Here is a 20,607-nt window from a genome sequence, read left to right on the forward strand (position 1 = left end):
TCAGCAGGGCTTCGAGTTCCTGGCGGAGGATGGCGCTCGCGGTGGGTACGTCCAGTCGACCTGGGGGCCGGTGCGGGTCTCCTCGGTGGTCCACCCGGACGCCGTCGCGGTCAGGAGACCAGTCCGTTCTGGCGCGGGGCACTCATGTCACCAACATCACCCCGCCGCACGGTCCCTGGAAGCCGGCAGCGCGCCGAACGTCCGCATGAACCGGTCATGCGACCCACGCGCGGCCGGCCACTCCCGTGGACCGCAGGGCGGTGGGGCGCCGCGGACGGTGGAACGGCCCTCGGCGTCCAGGAGCTGCGCGGCCTGGAGCGTGGTGTCAGTGACGTCCACGCATACGACTCGGCCTTCAAGCGTTCGAACCTCTCGTCGTCGGCGAGCCCGACCCTCCGTCAGTGCGGGGAGACGTAGGGGGAGATTTCAGATCGGAGCCGAGGAAGGGAGTGAGGAGCGTGAGCAGCGCGTCGGGGCGGTCCAGGGGGATGATGTGGCCGCAGTCGTGGAGGTGGTGTCCGATCAGGTCATCGGTGATGGGGCGCAGCTGGAGTTGGAGCCCGCGGCCGACGGGGTGAGAACCGACGGTCATGGTGGGCATGGTCAGCCGAGCCGTCGCGACTGCGTCCTGGATCTGCTGCGCGCTGACGGGAAGGGCCCGGTAGTAGGAGAACGCGCAGCGAAGGGCCTCGGCCCCGGCATACGCGTGGACGAAGGCTGCACGGATGCCGCCGGGTACCCCCCGCCCGAGCGTTCCCGAGTCGAGGAACCAGTCGACGTACGGGGCCTCGTTACCGGCCAGGACGCTCTCGGCGAGGCCGGGGACGGCGTGGAAGCCGAACCACCACGGTTCCCCGCCCGCGACAACGCCCTCTGCTCCTGGCAAGCGGCCGAGCAGTGCCTCCATCAAGACCAGGCGCCGGACGAGACCGGGCCGGCGCATCGCGAGCAGGAATGCGACGGCAGCGCCCGCGTCGATGCCGACCACCGCGGCCGAGGGTTCGCCGAGTGCGTCAAGCAAGCCTTCGACGTCGGCGGCGAGGGTGCCTGCGTCGTAACCCTCGGCGGCGCGTGCGCTGGCGCCGAAGCCTCGCAGGTCCGGGGCGATGACCCGGTAGTGCGCGGCCAGTCGGTCCATGATCCCGCTCCAGAGCTGCCAGGTGTGCGGGAAGCCGTGCAGCAGGAGGACCGCGGGCCCCTCGCCGGCGATGGCGACGTTGAGCTGCACGCCGTTCGTCGCGATGCGGCGCAGGTGGTGTGCGGTGGTGACGGGCATGAGGGAGCCTCCCCGAGCGGTTACCATTGGTGACCAGGCAACGATAGGTAACTGAACGATTGCTTCCCAGACGGCACTTTGAGGTAAGGCGGTGAGCCAGAGGTGACCACCGGTGGAGCCCGGGGCGCCGGTCACGGGGCACGCGGCGATCTGTTCGATCCCAGTTGTCCGACGCGGCAGTTGCTGGACCGCATCGGCACGAAGTGGACGTCCATGGCCGTCAAGACGCTCGCAGATGCGGAGCCGGACGAGGTGCGGTTCGCGGAGCTGAAACGCCGGATGCCCGGCGTATCGCAGAAGATGCTGTCCGTGACGCTGCGGAACCTGACCCGCGACGGGCTGGTGTCGCGCCGGGTCGAGCCCACAGTGCCGCCGCAGGTCTTCTACCGGCTCACCGGGCTCGGACTGTCCTTGGAAGCCGCGCTTGCGGGGCTGCGGACCTGGGCGGAGGAGCACATGGCCGAGATCGACCGTGCCAACGAAGCCGCCGCCCAGAAGGCCGCTGAAGGATAGGGAGGCGCAAGCACGCCCCGGTCCTCACGCACTTCGCCGCCCGCCTCACGCGAACACGAACGCGCTGCTGCCAACCGGGCCCGCGACGACGAGCTCACCTCCCTGGAGAACCATCCCAGCCCCACCGGCTCCAAGCCCCGCCCGCGCACCGTCCCGGACCTCCTCCGCTCGTCAGGCTTTGCAGCGCCGGCCCTCAGGCCGCGCACGCGGGCCCCGGCCCTGGACCTGGCCACCCGATGGCTGGCCTACTTCGTCGCCTTCGACCTCTTGCAACTCGACGGCGAGGAACTGCTACGACGCCCTCTGCCCGGCTACCGCGGCGGGACCAAGATCCGCCGCAGAGCCACCACCGAAGCGATCGTCGGCGCCGTCACCGGCACCCTGACCCGCCCCCAGCTCCTGCTGCCCCGGCGCTGGTGGGATGCCGGTCAGGCAGGGATGGCGCTCGGTCTGGTTGGTTGTGGGACGGGTTCGGTGACGGGTTCGAAGTAGCTGGGGTGTTGTCCGGGTTCGGTGTGTTCGATGCGGGTGTAGCGGCCTGACAGGAGGTGCCAGTCGAGGCTGCCGGCGACCCAGGTGCCCAGTCCGTGGACGGCGCTGACGGTCTTGTACCAGTCGTTGACGGGGAGGTTGAAGTCGTGGAATGCGTTGGTGAACTCGTCCCGTAGCCGCACGTAGGTGCCGACGCGCTGGTTGATCATGGCGGCGGTCTTGTTCAGGGCCTGTTCCAGGGAGAGCCGGTCATGGTGCTGGAGTACGGCGACGAGGTTGTTGAGGTCACCCCGGGCGGACTCTTTGGCGAGGGAGAGGATGTCGTTGGTCCAGCAGGCGATGTCGTTCCCGGCCAGCCGCATCTGCTGGTAGATGCCGCTGTCGAATACGGCAGGGTCGAGGCTGAATTCTTCGGCCACTTCGATGAGGTCGAAGGTCGGGTCGGCCGCGCCGATGATTCGCCGGTAGGGGATGTACTCGTCGGCGGTGGGCGGGGTGGTGTAACGCCGGTAGGCGATCTCCTCCCGGTACAGGTCGATGTAGTCGCAGATGTGGTCGATGAAGCGGATGCGCCAGGAGCGGCTCATCGGCGGTGCGGTGTGCGGCCACATGTCGGCGGCCGCCGCCGTTCCGGGGCATGTCGGCACGGGGGTTGGCCCCAGGTCCACCGGCAGGACGGCCCGCAGCTCCGCGACGAACCGGTCGACGGCCTGCGCCTGGGACGCGGGATCGCCCGCGTCATCGAACTGGTCGTCCACCAGGAAGAGCCAGGACACCCATTCGGCGATGGTGCGGATGTCGATGGCGTCGGGTTTGATCCGGGCGGCGAAACGCCCGAACTCCGCCTGATCGAAATGTGCGGCGGCCGCATCGGTGGTCACGAGGCGGAAGCGGCGCACCCATGCGCGGACGTGCTCTTCCGCCGTCCACTCATCGGCGTGGACGCGGATCGGGAACGGGTTGTGGATGGTGACGCTGGGCACGCCCGGCAGGCAGATGAGACGGTGATCGGCGGGCAAGAACTGCTCCCCTTCTGGCATGTACTGAACGTGGGCCGGATTGCGCTCTGTATCTCCCCCGCGACACGGCGGATACACGAGGGGCTGAGGGTGACAGAGAAGCGATCCGCACTGACGACTATTCACCTGCCCCCGCCCCATGCGGGCTGCCACCGACAAGAGCAGCCACCGCACGGCCGTCCCCGGCGCACGGGACGGCCCGAATGCCCGCGAGCAGGCGGAGCATGCCGCGTCATCCGAATTGCCGGGCGCCCTTCGGGCAGGTTCACCTGCAAGTTCGGACCGCTGGCGCGGACCGTCTTTTGCCGGAGTCGAACTGCAGGGGCACGTCCCTGCCGCCGCGGCGCCGGAATCCCTTGCCGTGCCGGGCTGAGCGGCGGACGCAGGCTGAGTTCTCTTCCCGTCGGCGTCCAGTAGCTCGCCGTCGAGACCGTCACCGACCACGGGCTCTACCACCGGCCCCGCCCCACGGCGGTGGGGCCGGCGGTCACGGTCACCACGGCGACCGCCCCCGCGGGAAGACCTTCGACCGTCACCGTGACCGAGACGATGTAGCCGACCGCTTCCTCGACGCATTCCTTGATGAGGCGTTCGACCACCTCCTGGGTGGCGCGCATCGCGGCGGCGCCGAACAGTGATGAAAGGCCTGCGGTGACTGGGATGAGGGAGAGCGCGATACCCGCCTCGGCGGCCAAGTAGCCGAGCTGGACCTCGGCGGCAGCCTTCATGGCGCAGACCGCGTCAGCGGCAAGGTCCATAGCGCCGGCGATGGTGCGTGCCGCATCCGGGAGGTCTTTGACGTGCTTGCCCTTGACCTTGTTCCAGTGGGCGTTGAGTGCCTCGATGGACTCGCCCTTGCTGGCGGAGAGCAGGCGTTCGACGTGGTTGTTGGCCAATCTTGGAATACGGGGCCGGCCGCCCTGGCCCTTGTGAAGCGTGGGCGCGGCGGCCGGATGCCTACAGGGGCTGTGCCGGTCAGGGGGTCAGGAGGCCTTCGCGGAGTGTGGTCAGGGTGCGGGTGAGGATCCGGGAGATCTGCATCTGGGAGATGCCCAGGCGGGCTCCGATCTGCGCCTGTGTCATCTCCTGGCCGAAGCGCATCTCCAGGATGAGCTTTTCCCGCTCGTCGAGCTGTTCCAGCAGTGGCGCGAGGGCGTGGAGTTCCTCGAAGAGTTCGATTGCCGAGTCCTCGGCGCCAAGGACCTCGGCCAGCGGTCGGGGGGCTGCGTCGGCGGTGTCGTCCTGGCTGTGGTCGAGGGACTGGCTGGAGTATCCGTTGGCCGCGACGAGGCCCTCGATCACTTGCTCCTCGGTGAGGTTGAGATGTTCCGCGAGTTCGCTGACCTTCGGCTCGCGGTCCAGCAGCGTGGCGAGTTCTTCCTTGCCTTGGGCCAGGTCGGCGCGGAGTTCCTGCAGACGGCGGGGGACGTGGACGGCCCAGGTCGTGTCGCGGAAGTGGCGCTTGATCTCCCCGGTGATGTAGGGGAGGGCGAGGGTGGCGAACCCGTTGCCCAGGCCGGGGTCGAAGCGGTCGATGGCCTTGATCAGACCGATGGTGCCGACCTGGACCAGGTCTTCGAGATCCGTGCCGTCGCCGCGGTTGCGGAAGCGGCGGACGGCGAACTGGACCAGGGACAGGTTCATCTCGATGAGGGTGTTGCGCACGAACTGGTAGTCCCGCGTGCCCTCCTCCAGGTGCTGAAGGCGTTCGAAGAAGACCTGTGACAGGGAGCGGGCGTCGGCGGGGGCCACTTCGCGAGGCTCGGCGATCCGAGGCAGGCGAGTATCGGCCTCAGCCACGTCCGCGTGGAAGCTCCGGGAGGACGCGGACATCGACGGCGTGACCAGGACGTTCATTCTCAGCTCCTCGAAGGGTGCGGCCCGCGCCTCGTGGCGCCCCGCTGCGGTCAGATCATCAGGCCTGACCAGTACACCCGTCAAGAAATACACGAAATGTGCTTCCCGTATCCGGCATCAAGGCGCGTCGTGCCGCGCGACCCGGTGCGCTCCGGGCGTCAGCCGGAACGGGGCTGTGGTGGCCGGCCGCGTGTGAGAGCGGGCTGCTCCGAAGAGGAGCGGGGCCCGCCGCGGATGGCCGTACCGGCGCCGTGGAGCAGGGGCGGAAACGGCGTCGGCTCAACGCGTAGGACGTTTGCAGCGGCCGGGCAAGCGTGCACGGCCCGCGACGTCATCCCGCTCTGGGGGCAGGGGAGTGAGCGAGTGCATATGCCCGCCGATGAGGTTAAGAAACACATAAAGATCGCACGCATGAGCGGCGGGCGCGGGGGCACTCGGTGCTTCGGAGGTTGATAACTATGGTTCCCCTGCTTCTTGTTCTCCTGCTCGTCCTGATTCTCGCCGGTGCCGGTTTCGCGCTGAAGATCCTGTGGTGGGTCGCCATCGCGGTTCTGGTGTTGTGGCTGATCGGTTTCGTTGCCCGTCCCAAGGGCAGCAGCGGCCGCTGGTACCGCTGGTAGCCCGACGGCGCCGGCGCGGCCGGCACGAGTTACAGATGGTGGCGTGCGCTCTCGTCGAGGGCGCACGCCACCGTCATGTCCGCGCGCCCGATCGCGGAGACGGATCTGCGGGGGGTGAGAGCGGGCACTGCGGGTATCCGCGCGAGCAGTCGGGGCGGTCGTCGTGACGCAGCAGGGGAATCTGCTCGCCTCCACCGATCGGCGCCCGTCCCGGCCCCCGAACGTCGGCAGGCGTGTGCCCGCTGGAGCCGGTGGCGACTCGGGGTGTTGGTTGCCGGGGTGCGGAGGCGGCGTCCCGCACCCCGGCAACCGGGGGGAAGGGGTGCCGGTGCGGCCAGCAGTCGCGGCGTCGTCCGTCGGCGAAGACGCCGCCGTCACGACGCCGTGTGTCCCCGATCTCCGGCCCCAAACGGCCGCCCCGAGGCCGCCCTGTGCCGCGCTGTTCAGAGGCTGTGCGGCGGCAGGGCGTGAGCCCCGTAGAGGATCCCCGCGGTGCGGAAGGTCCGAATTCCAGCCCCATCAGTCCCTTGGGCCCGCCTGCCGGGACGGCGATGAGAGCGGGGCGAGCCCCGTGCATCGGCGAGTCCTGTTGGGGTCAGGTGTGCCTGCGGCGCTAAGCCCCAGGTGGCAGCCGTGGCGCGCTGTCATGCGCTGGTGGTGAAGAGGGGGAGGGTGCCGGTGACTTCGAGGAGTCGTCGGATCTGGTGGTTAAGGCCGGTGAGACTGATTCGGATGCCGTGGGTCTCGGCCGTGATGCGGGCGGTGATGAGGGTGTTGAGGCCGGCGGAGTCGCAGAAGGTGACCTGGCTGAAGTCGACGAGGACCGGCCGGGCGGGTGAGGCGTGCCGTAGTGCCTCGGCGAGAGCGTGCTTCAGGTCTTCGGCGGTCACCAGGTCCATCTCGCCGTGCGCCCGGACCGTCACCGTGTCCTCAAGGATTGCGACGGGAAAGCCGGCCCCTATGCGGTGAGGTTCACGGTTGATGATCATAAGAAGAGGCTCCTGGTTGCGTGGCGGGAGGAATGAGCTGATGAAGGGTTCATGCCCGGCGTTTGTCGTCGCTGCCGGAGCGCAGACGCCTGGTCTGCTCGCGTAGTTCGTCGACCCGTTCGGCGAGTGCGGGGTGGTCGGGGCGAAGGGCTTGGTGGGTGGCGGTGAGGGCTTCGACGAGCTGTGCCGCCCCGTCCTCGCCGAGTGCCGCGGTGAGTGTCTTGATCTGGTCGTCGGAGTCGGCGGCCAGGTCGGTCAGTCCGATGATCTGGCCGGCGAGCTGGCGCAGGGGGGCGATGTTCTCCCCGGCCCAGGCGGAGACGGTGCGGTCGGCGGCGCGCTGGTCGCGGACGGCTTGGACACGCTGTTCGCCGGTGGTGTCCGCAGCTCCAGGGCGCAGGCGCAGGTAGCGGCGTTCGGCTGCCTGCCTGCTGGCCACGCCGAGAGGCGGGGCCAGCTCGGCCCAGCTCGCACCCGCCTCCCGCGCGGTTTCGATCAGCCCGCTCTCCCACGATGCGAGCTCCTCGCGGATCTCCCGCAGCATCAGCAATGCCGCCAGTGCCGGATGCGGGCCCGCGTCGGCCCCAGCAGTGACCGGCGTCCGGGCGGCGGATCGCTGCGCGTCCTTCATGGACTGGTCGATGGCCTGCAACGCAGCGGCCGCAGCGTGGAAGGGGACTGGTGTAGTGGGCGCGGCCGCTTTGGCGGCTTCGTTCATGGGGCCCTCCGTAGCCGTGTCATCCTTCAGATGACACCTTGCTTGTCATCGCTTGGATGACATGTTACAACGGAAGCACGTTGAAGCGCATTGGCAGTTTCTGCCTGAACCAACTGGAGGTGTTTCGCGATGTTGATGCGCACTGACCCGTTCCGCGAGATGGACCGGATCGTCCAGCAGCTGTCGGGTACGTCGGGTACCTGGTCGAAGCCGTCGGTCATGCCGATGGACGCCTACCGCGAGGGCGACGCGTACGTCATCGCTTTCGACCTGCCGGGTGTGAGCACCGAGGCGATCGACATCGACGTCGAGCGGAACATGCTGACCGTCAAGGCGGAGCGCCGCCCGGTCGCCAAGGCCGACTCCGTGAAGATGGAGCTCTCCGAGCGGCCCCTGGGCGTCTTCTCCCGCCAGATCATGCTGGCCGACACCCTGGACACCGAGCGCATCGAGGCCGACTACGACGCGGGTGTCCTGACCCTGCGCATCCCGATCGCCGAGCGCGCCAAGCCCCGCAAGGTCAGCATCGGCGCCGGATCCGGGCGCAAGCAGATCTCCGGCTGAAGGGCCCCTCAGCCGGTCGCGGAGGGTGGGAGAGCCCCTTTCCCCCTCCGGCACCCACCCTCCGCACCCCCTCTTTGGCCTCTCCACCTTCACCGGAGGTGACGTGATGTCGATCCGCAGGGAGTCGTTCCTGTCCGACGTCCGGGAACGCGGCGAGTACGCGACCATGGAGGAAGCCGACCGGGTAGCCCGCGTCGTACTGGCCTTGCTCGGCGCACACCTGGTCGGCACGGTCCGGGCCGAACTCGCCGCCCGCCTCCCCGAGACGTACGCCCTGATCCTCCTCAACCCGCTGCAGGCGGCGGAGCCGCTCTCTGCGGAGCGGTTCGTCCGTGCGACCGCGGCCTGGATCGAGGGCGCCAGCGAGAAGACGGCCCCGTGGGACATCGGCGCCGTCCTGTCCACGGCAGCGGCCACCGCGGGCGATGACCTCACCCGCGAGATCCTCCTCCAGCTCCCGCCAGGCTACGACCTCCTCTTCGGGCACGCCCAACCCACCTGACCCCCTCCAACCCACCAGACCACCACCGGCCCGAGGCCGGACACCCATCGCAGAGAAAGGCAACCGCAGCCATGTACGACCAGCCTCGACCGAACGCCTCCCAGACGGCCATGACGTTCGACCAGATGCTGGAACGCGTGCGCTACGAAGGCGCCTACCCCACCCGCGAACGCGCCGCCGAAGCCGTCCACCACGTCCTGGGTGCCCTTGGCCGCCAGCTCACCGGCGACGAGCGCATCGACCTCGCCCAGTGCCTGCCCATCGATGCCGCCCTCACCCTGACCGCCCAGATCCCCGACACCGAGCCCCTCACCGGCTGGGGCTTCGTGAAAGACCTGGCCGCCCGTACCGGCGCCACTCCTGCCACGACCCGCTGGGACACCGGGGCCGTCCTCGCGGTCGTCGCCCGCTTGGCCGGACCCGACCTCCTCGCCCGGATCCTGCGCCGGCTCCCGGGCGGCTACGCCCTCCTCTTCGGCCAGGCGGAACTGCCCCGGCCCCAGCCCGCCGCCGCCTGACGCCCCGCCAGCTGCCTGCCGACATGCGTCAGGGCCGGGACCGCTTTGCGGTCCCGGCCCTGACGGCGTGAACATCAGTGCTTGAAGACGTCCTTGATCTTCTCCTTGGCCTCACGCGCGTCGCCCTTGGCCTGCTCCGCGCGGCCCTCGCCGGCCATCCGCTCGTTGCCCGTCAGGCGGCCAGCGGTCTCCTTGAGCTTGCCCTTGGCCTGCTCGCCCTTCGCCTCGGCCTTCTGCTCACCAGACACAGCTGATCACTCCCTGCTCGTAGAAAACGTCTTACAGCGCCGCGTATGACCGCTGGGACCCTTCCTAAACGAACGGGGCACCATCGCCTGGCCCGAGCATGGCGCCGGCGGGCCGGGAGAGGTCAGGCGGGTCCTGTCAGGACGTGGCCGGCGTCGGGCAGCTCATGGATGTGAGCGGCTGTTCCTTCCAGCGGCAGTAGAGAGCGCAGAGGACAGGAAGCCGGGGTGCGGTCGTGGTCGACCTTCCACGTCGGCAGGGATACGGTGCCGCCGCCGTTGGCGGAGACGGCGTAGAGGGTGCCGGAACAGGCTCGGCATACCAGCGAAGCATGGATCACGACAGTGCCCTTCCGACGGTGTCGACTCGGCTCGACCTCCCCATGATCGGCCTCACGCCATCGAAACGATTCTTCCGCCTCGCAGACACCATCCTGTGGCCCCTGCCCCCGCCTGTCACATCGCCGCTGGGTTCGTGGACGGCCACCTCGATGCTGTCGGGGTGGGCGGTCAGGTCCAGGGTGCAGCTTCGCCGGCGTGGCGCAGGGCGTTGGTGACGAGTTCCAAGAGACCAGGGCCGCGCTGTCGGCGGTCCCGGCTCCGACCGGGCCTGCGAGGCGGTCGAGGAAGGGCTGGGTGCGCTCGCGGGCGTCGGCGTCGGCGTCGGCGACGGAGACGGTGGAGCGGGCGGCCGCGATGTCGAGGCTCAGCGTATTCATCAGGTTCACCAGGTCTTTCAGTCGCCCATGCCTGCTCCTGTCAGATCAGTGCTTGCGCCCCGGCTGGGGCTGGCAACCCGGCGAACGCCGCTGACCAGGGCTTTTGGTATCGCCGTTCGAGGTCGATTACCTCATCGTCGAACGCCCGAAAATCTATGTTGGCTGGAGTAGACATTGGGCTGTGGGCTGGCTATGGTTTCTCTCGTAGCCCGAAGAGATCGAAGGGCCCGGCAGAGACGAACTGCCGGGAAGCAGGACCGCAGTACCGGTAGTTGCAGTGCGCAGGACGGTGCGGTGACGGAGTTTCGAAGCCAGAGCAGTTGCAGGACGGCGACGGGGCTGGTGGCCGGACCGGGTGGCCCGCAGTGATCAGGGGCCGCCGCAGGCAGTACCGCAGTGGCAGTACCCGTAGTAAGTGCAGTTGGCAGTACCAGCAGTGAAGTCAGTGCGCAGTACCTCGGTGAAGGCGTCGGCTGCGGGCGCGCGCACCGGGAGGTTCGGCAGTGGGGTTCTAAGCCAGAGCAGATGCAGGATGGGCGACGGGGCTGGCTGCCGAAGTGGCGCTGGAAGAGGCCACCAGCAGGACGCAACACCAGCAGTACGCAGTTCCCGTTTGGTAAGTGATTGATCCAGAGGGAAGAACGGAGGAGCCAAGCGCCATCAGGATCGCCCGGGCGGAAGTCTGAGTCCGGGTACCGCAGGACATCGATAGTGAGGTGGTCTCCGGTCAAGCAACCGCGATCCCCGCACCCCCGGCGAAGCTCAGGCCGGGCAGGCGGAAACAGAAGGCCGACGCAGGACTAGGGTCGGCAGATGGTGTAGCAGTTCCTTCGGGGCCCGGGAGCCACATGCTCCCGGGCCCCTCCACGCGTTCCACAGAGAGGTGCAATGACAGCAGACAACCCGACCGGCCCGCTCGGCGGTCACCTGGACGACGACGACTACCCCGCCTACACCATGGGCCGGGCCGCCGAAATGCTCGGCACCACCCAGGGTTTCCTCCGGGCCATCGGCGAACACCGCCTGATCACCCCACTGCGCTCCGCGGGCGGACACCGCCGCTACTCCCGCTACCAACTGCGCATCGCCGCCCGCGCCCGGGAACTCGTCGACCAGGGCACTCCCATCGAGGCGGCCTGCCGGATCGTCATCCTCGAAGACCAGCTCGAAGATGCCCAGCGCATCAACGCCGAATACCGACGCGCGGCCGAATCGGCGAATCCCACGGCCGCGGCGTGACCTGGGACGCGCCTGCCGCCCCACGGCGGGCCTGCCCGCACCCGGTCCACGACGTGTACTTGTTTCCCGTGGTGACCGACCAGGAGAGTGACCCCCACACGGAACGGCACGCGGCTCCTCCGTAGTTGGATCGCGGCTGCCCCTGTCCGTACCGTGTGGAAGGGAGCGCGACCTGCGAAGCGGACATCGGCCGTAACGGGTGTCGTCCTCCGCCCGACGCAGGACGGCGGGCAGGACCCGGCGGCGCACAGGCACCAGGGCGTGAGCCCACCCGGTGCTGGGGACGCTGGCGGTGGGGCGCACGAGGGGGGGCTCATGGGATACACGGCTGTACACCCGTTATGGGGCAGGCTGGACGCGTCACTGGACGATCTCGGGTGCGGTCGCGCCTGGACGGACGTCCATCGCGTCAAGGAGCTGGAGCTGGAGTGTCCGGAGTGCCGGGGACGAGTCTTCGCCCGGGTCTCCCAGCGCAGCGCCCGGCACTTCTACCACCAGGTACGGCCCGAAGACTGCGAGCTGGCGAACGAGTCCCCTGAGCACCATCTGTTGAAGCTGGAACTGGCCATGGCGGCCCGGGCAGCGGGCTGGCGGGCAGAGCTGGAAGTCAGCAGCGAGACCCGCAACTGGCGCGCCGACGTGATGGTCTTCGACGAACACGGCGAGCCCTTCATGGCGTTGGAGGCGCAGCTCTCGCCGATGACGCCGCAGGACGCCCGGATGCGTACGGACCGCTACGCACGAGACGGAGTGGCGGTGTGCTGGGTCTCCCTGCAGGACCGGCCGTGGGAGCGCGCCGTGCCCTCGCTGCGGGTCCGCTTCCCGCAGCAGCGGGGAGAGACCTGGAAAGTCTGGCACGGGATGGTGCGCTACCTCTGGGCACCGCGCACCCTGAAGGCGAAGGCGAAGTGGGAGCACATAACCTGCTCGCTCGGTGACGCGATCAAGTGGGTCCTAGAAGAGCGGGTGCACGTCCACACCCGCATGAACGGCACGGTGTGGTGGACGGCTCCCGCGTACGAGCGCCTTGCCCTCTCCCGCGCCCAGCTGGAAGCCGAGGCCGAGGCCGTCAAGCGGGCCGCCGATGCCGAGCGTCGCCGTCAGGAGGCCGCGGAGAGGGCCGCTGCTGCTGCGCAACGCCGCCGAGACGCCGAGGAACGCGCGCTGGAACGCAAGCGTGTGCGGGAAGCGGAGTTGCAGCGGCTGGCGGGCTTCTTCGAGTACGCGGGCCTGGATGCCTTGGTATGGGAGACCTTCACGCAGATGGTCCGGTCTGCATCCGGCAAGGCGATCAAGTACGGCGACCAGAGCCCGGCCCACGGGAACGGACTGCTCGTCTATTCGCGGGCGAGATGGACAGGCGGCGAGTTCGATCTGGCCGGTGTGGTCTGTCCCGATCCCCGAGCGCTCGCGCGGTGGCCGGAAAACCTGACGATCCTGGTGCCGAATCAGATGTGGCTCTCTCGCATCCAGGCTGCCGCCAGGGGGGCGCTGAAGGTGGCCGTGCTGAACCCGGTCACCGGGCACAGCAACTTCGTACGAGTCTCCCCTCTCGGGGCTTCAGGTTCACCAATTGGTCCCGTTGGGTCCAACAGGACCAACCAGGTGTGACGGGCTCCTACGGCGGGTACTCGCGTACGGGGCCGCCGAGCTCGGTTGAGAAGTCGATGCGGTCCTGGGCCTGGAGGATTGGGGCACAGACGGTCAGCAGGCCGGTGCGTGCCTCAGGCCGGGCCAGGACGGGGGCGGGCGAGCTCAGTGCGGACGCGGGCGACCGTCTCGGGGACCAGCAGGGCATACAGGTACAAGGTGGCCGCGTCGTAGCCGTACGGGGCGCGGCCCCACCCTTCCCAGTCGAGGATGTGCGAGCCGCGCGTGCCGTTGTCGTAGCGGAGATCGCCGTGGGCGGTGGTCCAGGTGCGTCCTCGACTTGGTGGCCGGTGAACTGGGGATGACGCGGCGCAGGTACTTCTCGCGCACGGCCTCGCGGTCCGCGGGCGGCGGGACCTCGGCCAAGGCCTCTCAGGCGGTCCTCATCTCCTTCCACCACGTCTCGGACGGCCGGCGTCCCGCGCAAAGGCGCGAAGCGTACGCGAACACCAGAGCCAGCCGTCCTTCCTGGTCGCGGTGACGGCCCGCTCGAACCGGTCGAAGGCGGACCAGGACCCCGCCGAGTGGCTGCCGCCGTCGATGGATGCGCTGTGCCGGTACGGCGCGGAGTGGACGGCCGCCAAGCTCCGTTGGGGCCTGGGTCGATGCGGCGGAGCGCGAGCGGCTGCTGGACAACGCGGCCGGCTGCGGCGGCACGCACGTGGAGCTCACGGCCCACGCCCACCTACGCGAAGTAGCGCAGACCCATGGCCAGGCGAAGACCGTGAGCGGTCAGCGTCACCAGCTCGACACCGTCATCGCACCCGAGTGGTCCTGGCCTCTAGCCCAACCCGACAAGTTCCGCGGCCGCGCCCTATAACGTGCGAGCGGTCTGGAACGCCTGTCGGCGCTGGAGGCCTTCGCCCGGGCCGCGGCCGACGCGGCGATATGGGGTTCGCAACCTTGCAGCGCCAGCTCCTCAATCATCGATACCGGCCGGTCGTGTTCGGGCAGGCTGACAGCGAGGTTCTGTCTGCGGCTTTCAGGGGGCAGGGCACTCGTGTGAGCGGTCTGCTGGGCTGCGCTGGTGGGTAGGGGTCGGCTGTGAACAGGCCTGATTCCATGTCTATGAGCAGACTTGTGAAGGACATCGTCGATGCGGTCGACGCGGGTGACGACGGCGGGATTGACCGTTTGCTGTCGCTGCTGGTGGAGCGGGCCGGCCTCGCCGATCTCTACGAGCTGCGGGCCCGTCTGATACGCCGCTGACCAGGGGCTGTCCGGCGGATCATCTCAGGCTGTGCAGGCACGCCGGGTACGGCTGAGTTGTCGTGGGCCGCAGCAGTCACGCGAACGACGGCCACCGGTCGGCGGCCCACTCCCGCCAGTCGACCCACCCGGGCGGCGGGCCGGCGCCCCTGTGGCCCTCCAGCTCCGCGGCGTCGGGCTCCTCGAAATGCGCGCGCCCGTGCAGGATGTCGGCCTCGGACATTGGCAATGTCTCCTCGGGGGTGGTCGCCCAGCGGTGGGCGATACGGGTGCGTTGGGTCTCCTCGTCCACCGGCAGGTAGACCATGCGGAAGCACGCCTCCTCGGCCTCCACCAGCCAGCGGATCGCGGACCGTTCGTTCCGTGACCAGCAGCCGTAGTCCACGACGACGTTGGTGCCCAGTCTGACCGCCTCCAGGGCGAGCCAGAGCATGCGGCCCTCCAGCACGTCGCGCTTCCCGTCCGCCTCCGCCTCGCCGAACAGGGGAATCATCCAGTCGTCGGGCGTCAGACGCAGCGCGCCGTGCTCTGCGGCGAGCTGCCGAGCCCGTGTGGTCTTTCCGGCCCCTGGCAGGCCGATCATCAGGAACAACGTGGTCACCCCCGGATCGTGGCAGGGAAGCGAATCAGGAAGCCACCGTTTTATCCGCCCGATCACGGGCTGAGCCACAGGCGGGGGGACACCACGGTGACAGTGCCGTGGAAGACGTAGGCGCGCTTGTCGTAGCGCGTAGCCAGGGCGCGGAAGTGCTTGAGCCGGTTGATCGTGCGCTCGGCCTCGTTGCGGCGCTTGTATCTCTCCATGTCAAAGCCCGCTGGCCGCCCTCCTCGGCCTCCTCGGCTTCCTCGGCGCCTGCGGTTGGCTCGCTGGTCCTTCGGTTCCGGGATGGTGTGTTTGATCTGGCGTCTGCATAGGTAGCGGGCGATTACGGCGGGAGCTGTATGCCTTATCGCCGCCCGAGTGGTCGGGACGAGTGCGTGGATGCCCACCGCCGAGGCGCTTAACCCGGATGCGTTCGAGGACTGGGATCAGCTGCGGGCTGTCCCCCCCCACTGACCATGAGTGATCAGCAGCGCCAGAGGGCGGAGACCGCCTTCCCCCCCGGCAAGGTGGATCTTGGAGGTCAGACCGCCCCGCGAACGACCGAGTCCTTCGTCGAGGTGGCGCTGCCGAGGTGTTGATTTCGGCTTGGGAACTCGCGGCGTCCTGCACGGAGCTCCGGCAGCATGCTGATGGGCTCGGCACGAGGTGGAGTCCACACTCACCATGCTCCAGTCGATCCGGCCCCGGGCGTCGGCATCGGACTTCTGCAGGTGGGGCGCAAGTCGCGCCCACTCGTCATTCGTCAGATCGCCCCGCCCCACAAACCGAACAATGACCCACGCGAGGCGACCGTCACATGATCAGCCGGACAGGACTTAAGAGCTGTGCCACTTCGGTCGCAGAAGGAGCGTGCCGCGGACTGGGCCTCGGCGCAGCGTCCTCACACCCACCCCTCAACCTGCGGCGGTGGTGAGCCGGCGTGGATGCCGGCCGTACTGCCTCCGGCCGGGGGCGCGGACAATCTGACCCAGCCCTGGTCAGGAACCGGCGGGGGCCGGACTTCGTGCGAACACGGCGCGGCGGCTGCCCGCGGGGGCGCCCACCGGCCGCAGCCGGCCTGGCCTCGCGCGGGCGCCGTGGAACGCGGGCTGCGTTCTGTTGCCCGCTGCCCCAATTAAGAAACAGATAAAAATCGCACGCATGGGCGGCAGGCGTGCGGGCACACGGCGCTTCGGAGGTTGATAACTATGGTTCCCCTGCTTCTTGTGCTTCTGCTCGTCCTGATTCTCGCCGGTGCCGGTTTCGCGCTGAAGATCCTTTGGTGGGTCGCCATCGCGGTTCTGGTGTTGTGGCTGATCGGTTTCGTTGCCCGTCCCAAGGGCAGCAGCGGCCGCTGGTACCGCTGGTAGCCCGACGGCGCCGGCGCGGCCGGCACGAGTTACAGATGGTGGCGTGCGCTCTCGTCGAGGGCGCACGCCACCGTCATGTCCGCGCGCCCGATCGCGGAGACGGATCTGCGGGGGGTGAGAGCGGGCACTGCGGGTATCCGCGCGAGCAGTCGGGGTGGTCGTCGTGACGCAGCAGGGGAATCTGCTCGCCTCCACCGATCGGCGCCCGTCTCAGCCCTGCCCCGGACACCGGATGGCCGGCTGGACTTGGCCGTCGACGTCTCGCCGTGGCTGCGGCCGGACGCCAGCACCTGCCCGGACCGCTCGTTCTGCCGCACGTTCGGCCGGGGCGAAGGCAAGTATCAGATGTGCCGGGCTGGCCGTACTCCTCCGTGGCCGCCCTGGAGACTGGCCGCACATCATGGACCGCAGTGCCGGAGGCTGTCCGCCTGGAACCCGGGGCGGACGTCGCCGCGGTGACCGCCGTCCAACTCCGCGCGCTCGTCGAGCGGCTGATCGCCGCAGACCAGGAAGGAAGACGATCCCGAGGCCCTGGTGGTGCTGGACGCCGGATACGACGGGCCCTGCATCGCCCACCTACTCACTGGCCTCCCGCCTGCGCTCGGACCGCGTCATGCGATGCCCGACACCGCCCGTGTCCACGACCAGAAGGACGGCCGGCCGCCGAAGCATGGCGGCGAGTTCGGAACAAAGCCCCGCTGCACTGGATGAACGGCAAGAACGCCAGACTGGGGCCCATGGACTCAGGACTCGCCGCACTGCTGGGCGCCGCCGTCGGCTCCGTCACCACCCTCGGAGCCGCAATCGTGAACAGCCGTGCGCAAGCACGGTCCCAGCACGCCCAATGGAGCCGCCAGCACCGCCGCGACGCATACACCGGCTACCTCAGCGCGCTCCATGACCGCGACATAGCCATGGACGCCATCCTCGACGCACTTCGTTCCGACCAACCCGATCTGCCCAGCCTTGACGAGAAGATAGACCGCTTCATCGCCCTGGCCCGCGAGGTCCACCGAGCCGGCGAAATCGTCATCCTCGAAGGGCCTGCATCCGTCGCGGAAGTCACGGAACGGGTCGCCCACGCCTCCAGCGATCTCTCACACGTCATGCGACGGATGGCCGAGCACGCCCACGCTGGAATCACCACCCACACGGCCGAAGACACCGCCCTCGCCGCCGCACGAGAGCGCATCCTCTATCAAGCAGTCAAGGACTTCCGCCTCGCGGCCCGGAGCACTCTTGGCAAGACCAACTGACCCAGGGACTCTCGACCCAGGCCGCCTGACCGCCGGAGACTGAGGCGTAGTTCGTCCTGAGACCTTAGACGTCAAGCACCGCGCGCTGCGCCCCGGCGGCCGGCTGTCCTTCATCTGCGCGGCCGAGGCCACGGCCAACGAGTGGCTCGCCGTGCTGCCCTCGCTCAAGGACATCCTGCCGCTCGGCGGCTTCGGAAAGGCTGGTGGCCCCGGCATGTTCCCGCTCGCCGATCCCGGCCGCATCCGCGACCTGGTCACCACAGGCCGATTCAGCCGGGTGGAGGTGCAACACATCGAAGCGGCGTGGAAGCGGGGCGCCGACGCGCGGACGCGGCGGCCTTCCTCCTGGGCTCCGGCCCCGGACGATCACCTCCTCGACCAGGTGGCCCCGCCCCCGCGCGACGCCGCGCGCCAGGCACTGGCAGCCGCCCTGCAGCGCCATGAGACGAACACGGGGGGTGTGGCTGCGCAGCAGTTCCTGGCTGGTCACCGCCGAAGGCGGCGGCGCGGCACGCAGCTGACCGCAGCCGGAACCCGCCGCGCCCCAGCCCCGGGCCCCGCCCCAGCCGCCGGCCCCGGCACCAGGATCATACCGACGCCGAATATCACTGACCCGGGCACTACACCGCGCCGCCCCACTGCGATCGGTCACCGTTTCACATGTACGCCGAGCCACGTGGTGTTCTGGGGCAGCGTCGGTGCAGGTTTCGGCCGCGATTAGGTGTGGAGGCGGCTGTTGGTGCCGTCGTGGTGGTCGGCGGTGGGGTCGTCGAACCAGTAGTCGCCGGCGGCGAGGTAGCGGAAGGAGTGGCTGGTGTGTGCGGGGAGGGCGACGCTGGCGGCCCGGGTGCCGTCGCCTCGCGCCTGAAGGGGGTGGGTGGCGGGGTTCCACTGGTTGAAGTCGCCGACGACGCTGACCGGCCCTTCGGGGGTGTCTTCGGGGAGGACGAAGGTGACTTCGGTCCGGCTGCCCTGCCGCTTGCGTTCGAGCACGGGATCTCCATCGGTGAAGAGTCGTCGGGGTGCGGGAAGTGTGGCCCCTGCCGCGGCCAGCCGCCGTGGCGCACGGCCGGAGGCGGAGAAGGTACTGCCGGGTGGGGCGTGCGTGGCGGGGCCCGGCCGGGGTGGCTTGTCGTCCGGCCGGGCCCCGCCGTGCGTGGACCTCGCTCTGTCACCGTGCCACGCACGTGCCCGGGCTGCGCGCCGTGTGGGCTGCTCAGGTGAGGCACACGTCTACGCCCCATTTCACCCAACGGGGCGGCCGGAGGCGGTGTGTCAGGTGAGGATGATGGAGAAGAGGTCTCCGGGATCCATCGGCAGCCGTTTCCGGCGGCCCAAGTCGCTGACCGTGCAGCAGTCGGGCCGCAACCCCGGCGAGATGGCGGCCCGACTACTGTGCTCGTGCTCCGCCGGTGTCCGGGCTCCAGACGGCTGGCCCGCCGCCGCGCCACTCGATCAGGAGTGGGCCGTCGAGGTGGACGCCGTCGGGGACCAAGGCGGCGCGGCGCAGAAACTCCAGTAGGTCGCCGGGGCCAAGGGCGCGGCCAAGCATCTCGCCGCCGACGCGGACAGCACGCGCGCCCTCAGCGTCCGGTGGGTAAACGACCACGCGCAGGTCGGGGCGCATTCCTCCACCCTGCGCGTATCCGCTCACTCCAGCACGCCGAGCATGGTGTCGCGACGGCGGTGGATACGGGCGGGTATGCCTTCGACCAGGGCCCTCCGCGCCTCGTCCACGGTTATGGCCGTACAGCGCTTGCGTACGTCCCAGCAGACCTCCGGCGTGGACGCGCATCGGGAGCCGGCCCAAGCCGATGCCGCGCTCGATCTGGCAGTCCGGGGGCGGTGACGCAGGCTTCGTACGGCCTCGGCTGCGTGCTGCACTTCGGTGGCGGTCCAGTCGCGGTTTCGCTGCGGTTGCGGTTCCTGGACCTTTGCCAGGAACCGCAGGAGCTGAAGGCGCAACGGCGCGGGGGGGCTCGTCCACGGTTCAGCCCCCTAACGTGCCGGCCGCGCGGCCTTGCGCGCCACACGCTCGGGGGCGCAGCGCCGACTCCGTAGCAGCATGTCGGTGCGTGGCATTTCGGGCAGGAGCCGGTCTGCCCCGGTGCCCAGGTACGGGGCGGGTGTCGGGGTGGTCACCGGGGCTCCCGGGGCATGCGGAGGACGTGACCTCTATTTGATCGCTTGGACGGTTGGTGGACCGGTTCTCCCGACTGGTACCGGGGCTGCCGGTGACCGTCGGCCTCGAAGGCGGGCGGCGGCCAGTTCATCGTCATCCTGGCCACTGGCCGCCGCTGACGGCACTCGCTTCGAGCTGAACCGCTACCCCCATCCGCCGGCCGGGCACGGGCTGACCCCCGGGTTCGCGCCGGGCTGCGGCCGGGTGATCGGCGGCTGCCGGACCAAATCGCCAAGGCGGACTGGGGCAAGGCTTGCCGGAGACCACCTTGACGGTGGCCAACGGCTGGCGTCTGTGTAGATGGGGGCTGGTCCTGGTGCGCTGTTCCTCGTGGGGGATGCGGCGGGTGACGACCGCCAGAATTTGGCGCCCCCGACGCCCCGAGGACGGCGGGTCGGGATGCTTGAGCTTGTCCTTGACCTCGGCAGGTCAGGTGTGCGTGATCAAGTCAGCGAGCAGGAACGGGCGGAGCGGGCCGCCTGCCATGCTGGAGACGTGGGCTCAACGGGTCCGGCTGTTTGGCCAGCTGGCCTTGCAGCTCCTGGAGGTTCCCCATGCGTGATGGCGTCAGTGAGGCGGTGGAGTCGGTTCTCTACGAGGCGGCCTGCTACCAGGGGGCGTCTGTCAGGGTGCCCGCCGACAGGGGCGATGAAGGCGAAGCCGCAGTGGCGTACTCGCTGTCCCGCCTCGGACTTCACCGTCTCGGATCTGTGCAGGCCCCGACTGTGGCGGCCGATCCGGAAAATCCCTTCAGGCAGGACATTGATGCGTTGTCCCACGTCACTGTGTGGGCAGCGAGGCCGGCAAACGCGCGGCTCGATCTCGCTGAGCGGGGAATTGCCTGGCAGGAATACACAGCCGACACTGCAGACCTCGGCACCTGGGCGGGCAGGGCTACCTACGTGCGTGTCTGGAGGCACACGGCCGAGGGCCCTCCTACAGACTGTCCTCCTGACCCTTCCGGCTCCCTGCCGGAGTTGGTGATCGTCGACTAGTGACCTGGTTCGGAGATCCTGTCGCAGTAGCGGCAGATGCGGTCGAGGATCTGGTCGGCGGTCTTGGTCCACTTGAAGGGCCGGGCATCGT

Annotated in this window: 22 protein-coding genes and 3 pseudogenes; 15 read left to right on the forward strand and 10 right to left on the reverse strand. The window is 69.2% G+C overall.

Features of this window, described 5'->3' with window-relative positions:
* Positions 1–355: 355 nt before the first annotated feature.
* The gene (locus AB0M92_RS24410; RefSeq protein WP_366104399.1) at positions 356–1,276 is read right to left on the reverse strand and encodes an alpha/beta hydrolase; all 921 of its coding nucleotides are present in this window, start codon (positions 1,274–1,276) and stop codon (positions 356–358) included.
* Positions 1,277–1,378: 102 nt separating this feature from the next.
* On the opposite strand from AB0M92_RS24410, the gene AB0M92_RS24415 reads away from it, so the two are divergent.
* Positions 1,379–1,789 carry a helix-turn-helix domain-containing protein gene (locus tag AB0M92_RS24415; RefSeq protein ID WP_366104400.1) on the forward strand — a complete coding sequence of 137 codons (411 nt, stop codon included), beginning with the start codon at positions 1,379–1,381 and terminating at the stop codon, positions 1,787–1,789.
* Between the two features lie 428 nt (positions 1,790–2,217).
* Here AB0M92_RS24415 and AB0M92_RS24420 read toward each other — a convergent pair whose 3' ends face one another.
* From AB0M92_RS24420 to AB0M92_RS24430, 3 genes are all read right to left on the reverse strand, one after another.
* Complete coding sequence (locus AB0M92_RS24420) at positions 2,218–3,300, reverse strand: hypothetical protein (protein WP_366104401.1); 1,083 nt, start codon at positions 3,298–3,300, stop codon at positions 2,218–2,220.
* A 449-nt stretch (positions 3,301–3,749) separates the two neighbouring features.
* Positions 3,750–4,196 (reverse strand): hypothetical protein, encoded by a 447-nt coding sequence (locus AB0M92_RS24425; protein ID WP_366104402.1) that lies wholly within the window; start codon positions 4,194–4,196, stop codon positions 3,750–3,752.
* 79 nt (positions 4,197–4,275) lie between these two features.
* Positions 4,276–5,133 (reverse strand): SigB/SigF/SigG family RNA polymerase sigma factor, encoded by an 858-nt coding sequence (locus tag AB0M92_RS24430; protein WP_366104423.1) that lies wholly within the window; start codon positions 5,131–5,133, stop codon positions 4,276–4,278.
* A 482-nt stretch (positions 5,134–5,615) separates the two neighbouring features.
* Between AB0M92_RS24430 and AB0M92_RS24435 the strand changes: the two genes are divergently transcribed.
* Positions 5,616–5,777 carry a hydrophobic protein gene (locus AB0M92_RS24435; protein WP_366104403.1) on the forward strand — a complete coding sequence of 54 codons (162 nt, stop codon included), beginning with the start codon at positions 5,616–5,618 and terminating at the stop codon, positions 5,775–5,777.
* A gap of 644 nt (positions 5,778–6,421) precedes the next feature.
* Here AB0M92_RS24435 and AB0M92_RS24440 read toward each other — a convergent pair.
* Together AB0M92_RS24440 and AB0M92_RS24445 are read right to left on the reverse strand one after the other, a co-directional pair.
* Positions 6,422–6,766 (reverse strand): STAS domain-containing protein, encoded by a 345-nt coding sequence (locus AB0M92_RS24440; protein WP_366104404.1) that lies wholly within the window; start codon positions 6,764–6,766, stop codon positions 6,422–6,424.
* A 49-nt stretch (positions 6,767–6,815) separates the two neighbouring features.
* On the reverse strand, positions 6,816–7,484 hold the full coding sequence (locus AB0M92_RS24445; RefSeq protein WP_366104405.1) for an HSP18 transcriptional regulator: 669 nt from the start codon (positions 7,482–7,484) through the stop codon (positions 6,816–6,818).
* Positions 7,485–7,613: 129 nt separating this feature from the next.
* Between AB0M92_RS24445 and AB0M92_RS24450 the strand changes: the two genes are divergently transcribed.
* The 3 genes from AB0M92_RS24450 (at position 7,614) to AB0M92_RS24460 (ending at position 9,068) form a co-directional block, all read left to right on the forward strand.
* Complete coding sequence (locus AB0M92_RS24450) at positions 7,614–8,048, forward strand: Hsp20/alpha crystallin family protein (RefSeq protein WP_366104406.1); 435 nt, start codon at positions 7,614–7,616, stop codon at positions 8,046–8,048.
* A gap of 106 nt (positions 8,049–8,154) precedes the next feature.
* Positions 8,155–8,550: a DUF2267 domain-containing protein gene (locus AB0M92_RS24455; RefSeq protein ID WP_366104407.1), complete on the forward strand. Its 396-nt coding sequence runs from the start codon at positions 8,155–8,157 to the stop codon at positions 8,548–8,550.
* 71 nt (positions 8,551–8,621) lie between these two features.
* Positions 8,622–9,068, forward strand: coding sequence for a DUF2267 domain-containing protein (locus tag AB0M92_RS24460; RefSeq protein WP_366104408.1), 447 nt, complete (start codon positions 8,622–8,624; stop codon positions 9,066–9,068).
* 74 nt (positions 9,069–9,142) lie between these two features.
* On the opposite strand, the gene AB0M92_RS24465 is transcribed toward AB0M92_RS24460, so the two are convergent.
* Positions 9,143–9,316, reverse strand: coding sequence for a CsbD family protein (locus AB0M92_RS24465; protein ID WP_366104409.1), 174 nt, complete (start codon positions 9,314–9,316; stop codon positions 9,143–9,145).
* A 1,604-nt stretch (positions 9,317–10,920) separates the two neighbouring features.
* Here AB0M92_RS24465 and AB0M92_RS24470 point away from each other — a divergent pair.
* From AB0M92_RS24470 to AB0M92_RS24485, 4 genes and pseudogenes are all read left to right on the forward strand, one after another.
* A complete protein-coding gene (locus tag AB0M92_RS24470) occupies positions 10,921–11,271 on the forward strand; it encodes a MerR family transcriptional regulator (protein WP_366104410.1) in 351 nt (116 codons plus the stop codon).
* 315 nt (positions 11,272–11,586) lie between these two features.
* Positions 11,587–12,882: a competence protein CoiA family protein gene (locus tag AB0M92_RS24475; protein WP_366104411.1), complete on the forward strand. Its 1,296-nt coding sequence runs from the start codon at positions 11,587–11,589 to the stop codon at positions 12,880–12,882.
* A gap of 489 nt (positions 12,883–13,371) precedes the next feature.
* Positions 13,372–13,570 (forward strand): annotated as a pseudogene (locus AB0M92_RS24480) (HNH endonuclease); the annotation flags it as partial.
* 419 nt (positions 13,571–13,989) lie between these two features.
* Positions 13,990–14,130: a hypothetical protein gene (locus AB0M92_RS24485; protein ID WP_366104412.1), complete on the forward strand. Its 141-nt coding sequence runs from the start codon at positions 13,990–13,992 to the stop codon at positions 14,128–14,130.
* Positions 14,131–14,206: 76 nt separating this feature from the next.
* On the opposite strand, the gene AB0M92_RS24490 is transcribed toward AB0M92_RS24485, so the two are convergent.
* Both AB0M92_RS24490 and AB0M92_RS24495 read right to left on the reverse strand, forming a co-directional pair.
* The gene (locus AB0M92_RS24490; RefSeq protein WP_366104413.1) at positions 14,207–14,731 is read right to left on the reverse strand and encodes an ATP-binding protein; all 525 of its coding nucleotides are present in this window, start codon (positions 14,729–14,731) and stop codon (positions 14,207–14,209) included.
* 53 nt (positions 14,732–14,784) lie between these two features.
* Positions 14,785–15,495 (reverse strand): annotated as a pseudogene (locus AB0M92_RS24495) (IS5 family transposase).
* Between the two features lie 426 nt (positions 15,496–15,921).
* Between AB0M92_RS24495 and AB0M92_RS24500 the strand changes: the two are divergent.
* The 4 genes and pseudogenes from AB0M92_RS24500 to AB0M92_RS24515 all read left to right on the forward strand — a co-directional run bounded on the left by AB0M92_RS24500 (position 15,922) and on the right by AB0M92_RS24515 (position 18,060).
* Complete coding sequence (locus AB0M92_RS24500; protein ID WP_366104403.1) at positions 15,922–16,083, forward strand: hydrophobic protein; 162 nt, start codon at positions 15,922–15,924, stop codon at positions 16,081–16,083.
* A gap of 216 nt (positions 16,084–16,299) precedes the next feature.
* Positions 16,300–16,767, forward strand: a pseudogene (locus tag AB0M92_RS24505) (transposase); the annotation flags it as partial.
* 53 nt (positions 16,768–16,820) lie between these two features.
* Positions 16,821–17,339, forward strand: coding sequence for a proline dehydrogenase (locus AB0M92_RS24510; protein ID WP_366104414.1), 519 nt, complete (start codon positions 16,821–16,823; stop codon positions 17,337–17,339).
* Between the two features lie 151 nt (positions 17,340–17,490).
* Complete coding sequence (locus AB0M92_RS24515) at positions 17,491–18,060, forward strand: hypothetical protein (RefSeq protein ID WP_366104415.1); 570 nt, start codon at positions 17,491–17,493, stop codon at positions 18,058–18,060.
* Here the strand turns inward: AB0M92_RS24515 and AB0M92_RS24520 are convergent.
* Positions 18,057–18,332 (reverse strand): isoamylase early set domain-containing protein, encoded by a 276-nt coding sequence (locus tag AB0M92_RS24520; protein ID WP_366104416.1) that lies wholly within the window; start codon positions 18,330–18,332, stop codon positions 18,057–18,059. The genes AB0M92_RS24515 and AB0M92_RS24520 overlap by 4 nt on opposite strands.
* A 295-nt stretch (positions 18,333–18,627) precedes the next feature.
* Here AB0M92_RS24520 and AB0M92_RS24525 point away from each other — a divergent pair, with 295 nt between their 5' ends.
* Complete coding sequence (locus tag AB0M92_RS24525; protein ID WP_366104417.1) at positions 18,628–18,861, forward strand: hypothetical protein; 234 nt, start codon at positions 18,628–18,630, stop codon at positions 18,859–18,861.
* Positions 18,862–20,075: 1,214 nt separating this feature from the next.
* Entirely contained in the window at positions 20,076–20,516 is a 441-nt protein-coding gene (locus tag AB0M92_RS24530; protein ID WP_366104418.1) for a hypothetical protein, read from the forward strand.
* Positions 20,517–20,607: the final 91 nt, after the last annotated feature.

Origin of the sequence: Streptomyces sp. NPDC051582, from assembly GCF_040681715.1 — a bacterium.
GTDB lineage: Bacteria > Actinomycetota > Actinomycetes > Streptomycetales > Streptomycetaceae > Streptomyces.

What these genes read in the sequence shown, in the direction of transcription:
- AB0M92_RS24510 (WP_366104414.1), top strand. Translation starts at nt 16,821, where the DNA reads ATGGACTCAGGACTCGCCGCACTGCTGGGCGCCGCCGTCGGCTCCGTC.
- AB0M92_RS24455 (WP_366104407.1), top strand. Translation starts at nt 8,155, where the DNA reads ATGTCGATCCGCAGGGAGTCGTTCCTGTCCGACGTCCGGGAACGCGGC.
- AB0M92_RS24530 (WP_366104418.1), top strand. Translation starts at nt 20,076, where the DNA reads ATGCGTGATGGCGTCAGTGAGGCGGTGGAGTCGGTTCTCTACGAGGCG.
- AB0M92_RS24440 (WP_366104404.1), bottom strand. Translation starts at nt 6,766, where the DNA reads ATGATCATCAACCGTGAACCTCACCGCATAGGGGCCGGCTTTCCCGTC.
- AB0M92_RS24525 (WP_366104417.1), top strand. Translation starts at nt 18,628, where the DNA reads ATGGAGAAGAGGTCTCCGGGATCCATCGGCAGCCGTTTCCGGCGGCCC.
- AB0M92_RS24470 (WP_366104410.1), top strand. Translation starts at nt 10,921, where the DNA reads ATGACAGCAGACAACCCGACCGGCCCGCTCGGCGGTCACCTGGACGAC.
- AB0M92_RS24475 (WP_366104411.1), top strand. Translation starts at nt 11,587, where the DNA reads ATGGGATACACGGCTGTACACCCGTTATGGGGCAGGCTGGACGCGTCA.
- AB0M92_RS24460 (WP_366104408.1), top strand. Translation starts at nt 8,622, where the DNA reads ATGTACGACCAGCCTCGACCGAACGCCTCCCAGACGGCCATGACGTTC.
- AB0M92_RS24435 (WP_366104403.1), top strand. Translation starts at nt 5,616, where the DNA reads ATGGTTCCCCTGCTTCTTGTTCTCCTGCTCGTCCTGATTCTCGCCGGT.
- AB0M92_RS24450 (WP_366104406.1), top strand. Translation starts at nt 7,614, where the DNA reads ATGTTGATGCGCACTGACCCGTTCCGCGAGATGGACCGGATCGTCCAG.
- AB0M92_RS24445 (WP_366104405.1), bottom strand. Translation starts at nt 7,484, where the DNA reads ATGAACGAAGCCGCCAAAGCGGCCGCGCCCACTACACCAGTCCCCTTC.
- AB0M92_RS24500 (WP_366104403.1), top strand. Translation starts at nt 15,922, where the DNA reads ATGGTTCCCCTGCTTCTTGTGCTTCTGCTCGTCCTGATTCTCGCCGGT.
- AB0M92_RS24485 (WP_366104412.1), top strand. Translation starts at nt 13,990, where the DNA reads ATGAGCAGACTTGTGAAGGACATCGTCGATGCGGTCGACGCGGGTGAC.
- AB0M92_RS24430 (WP_366104423.1), bottom strand. Translation starts at nt 5,133, where the DNA reads ATGTCCGCGTCCTCCCGGAGCTTCCACGCGGACGTGGCTGAGGCCGAT.
- AB0M92_RS24410 (WP_366104399.1), bottom strand. Translation starts at nt 1,276, where the DNA reads ATGCCCGTCACCACCGCACACCACCTGCGCCGCATCGCGACGAACGGC.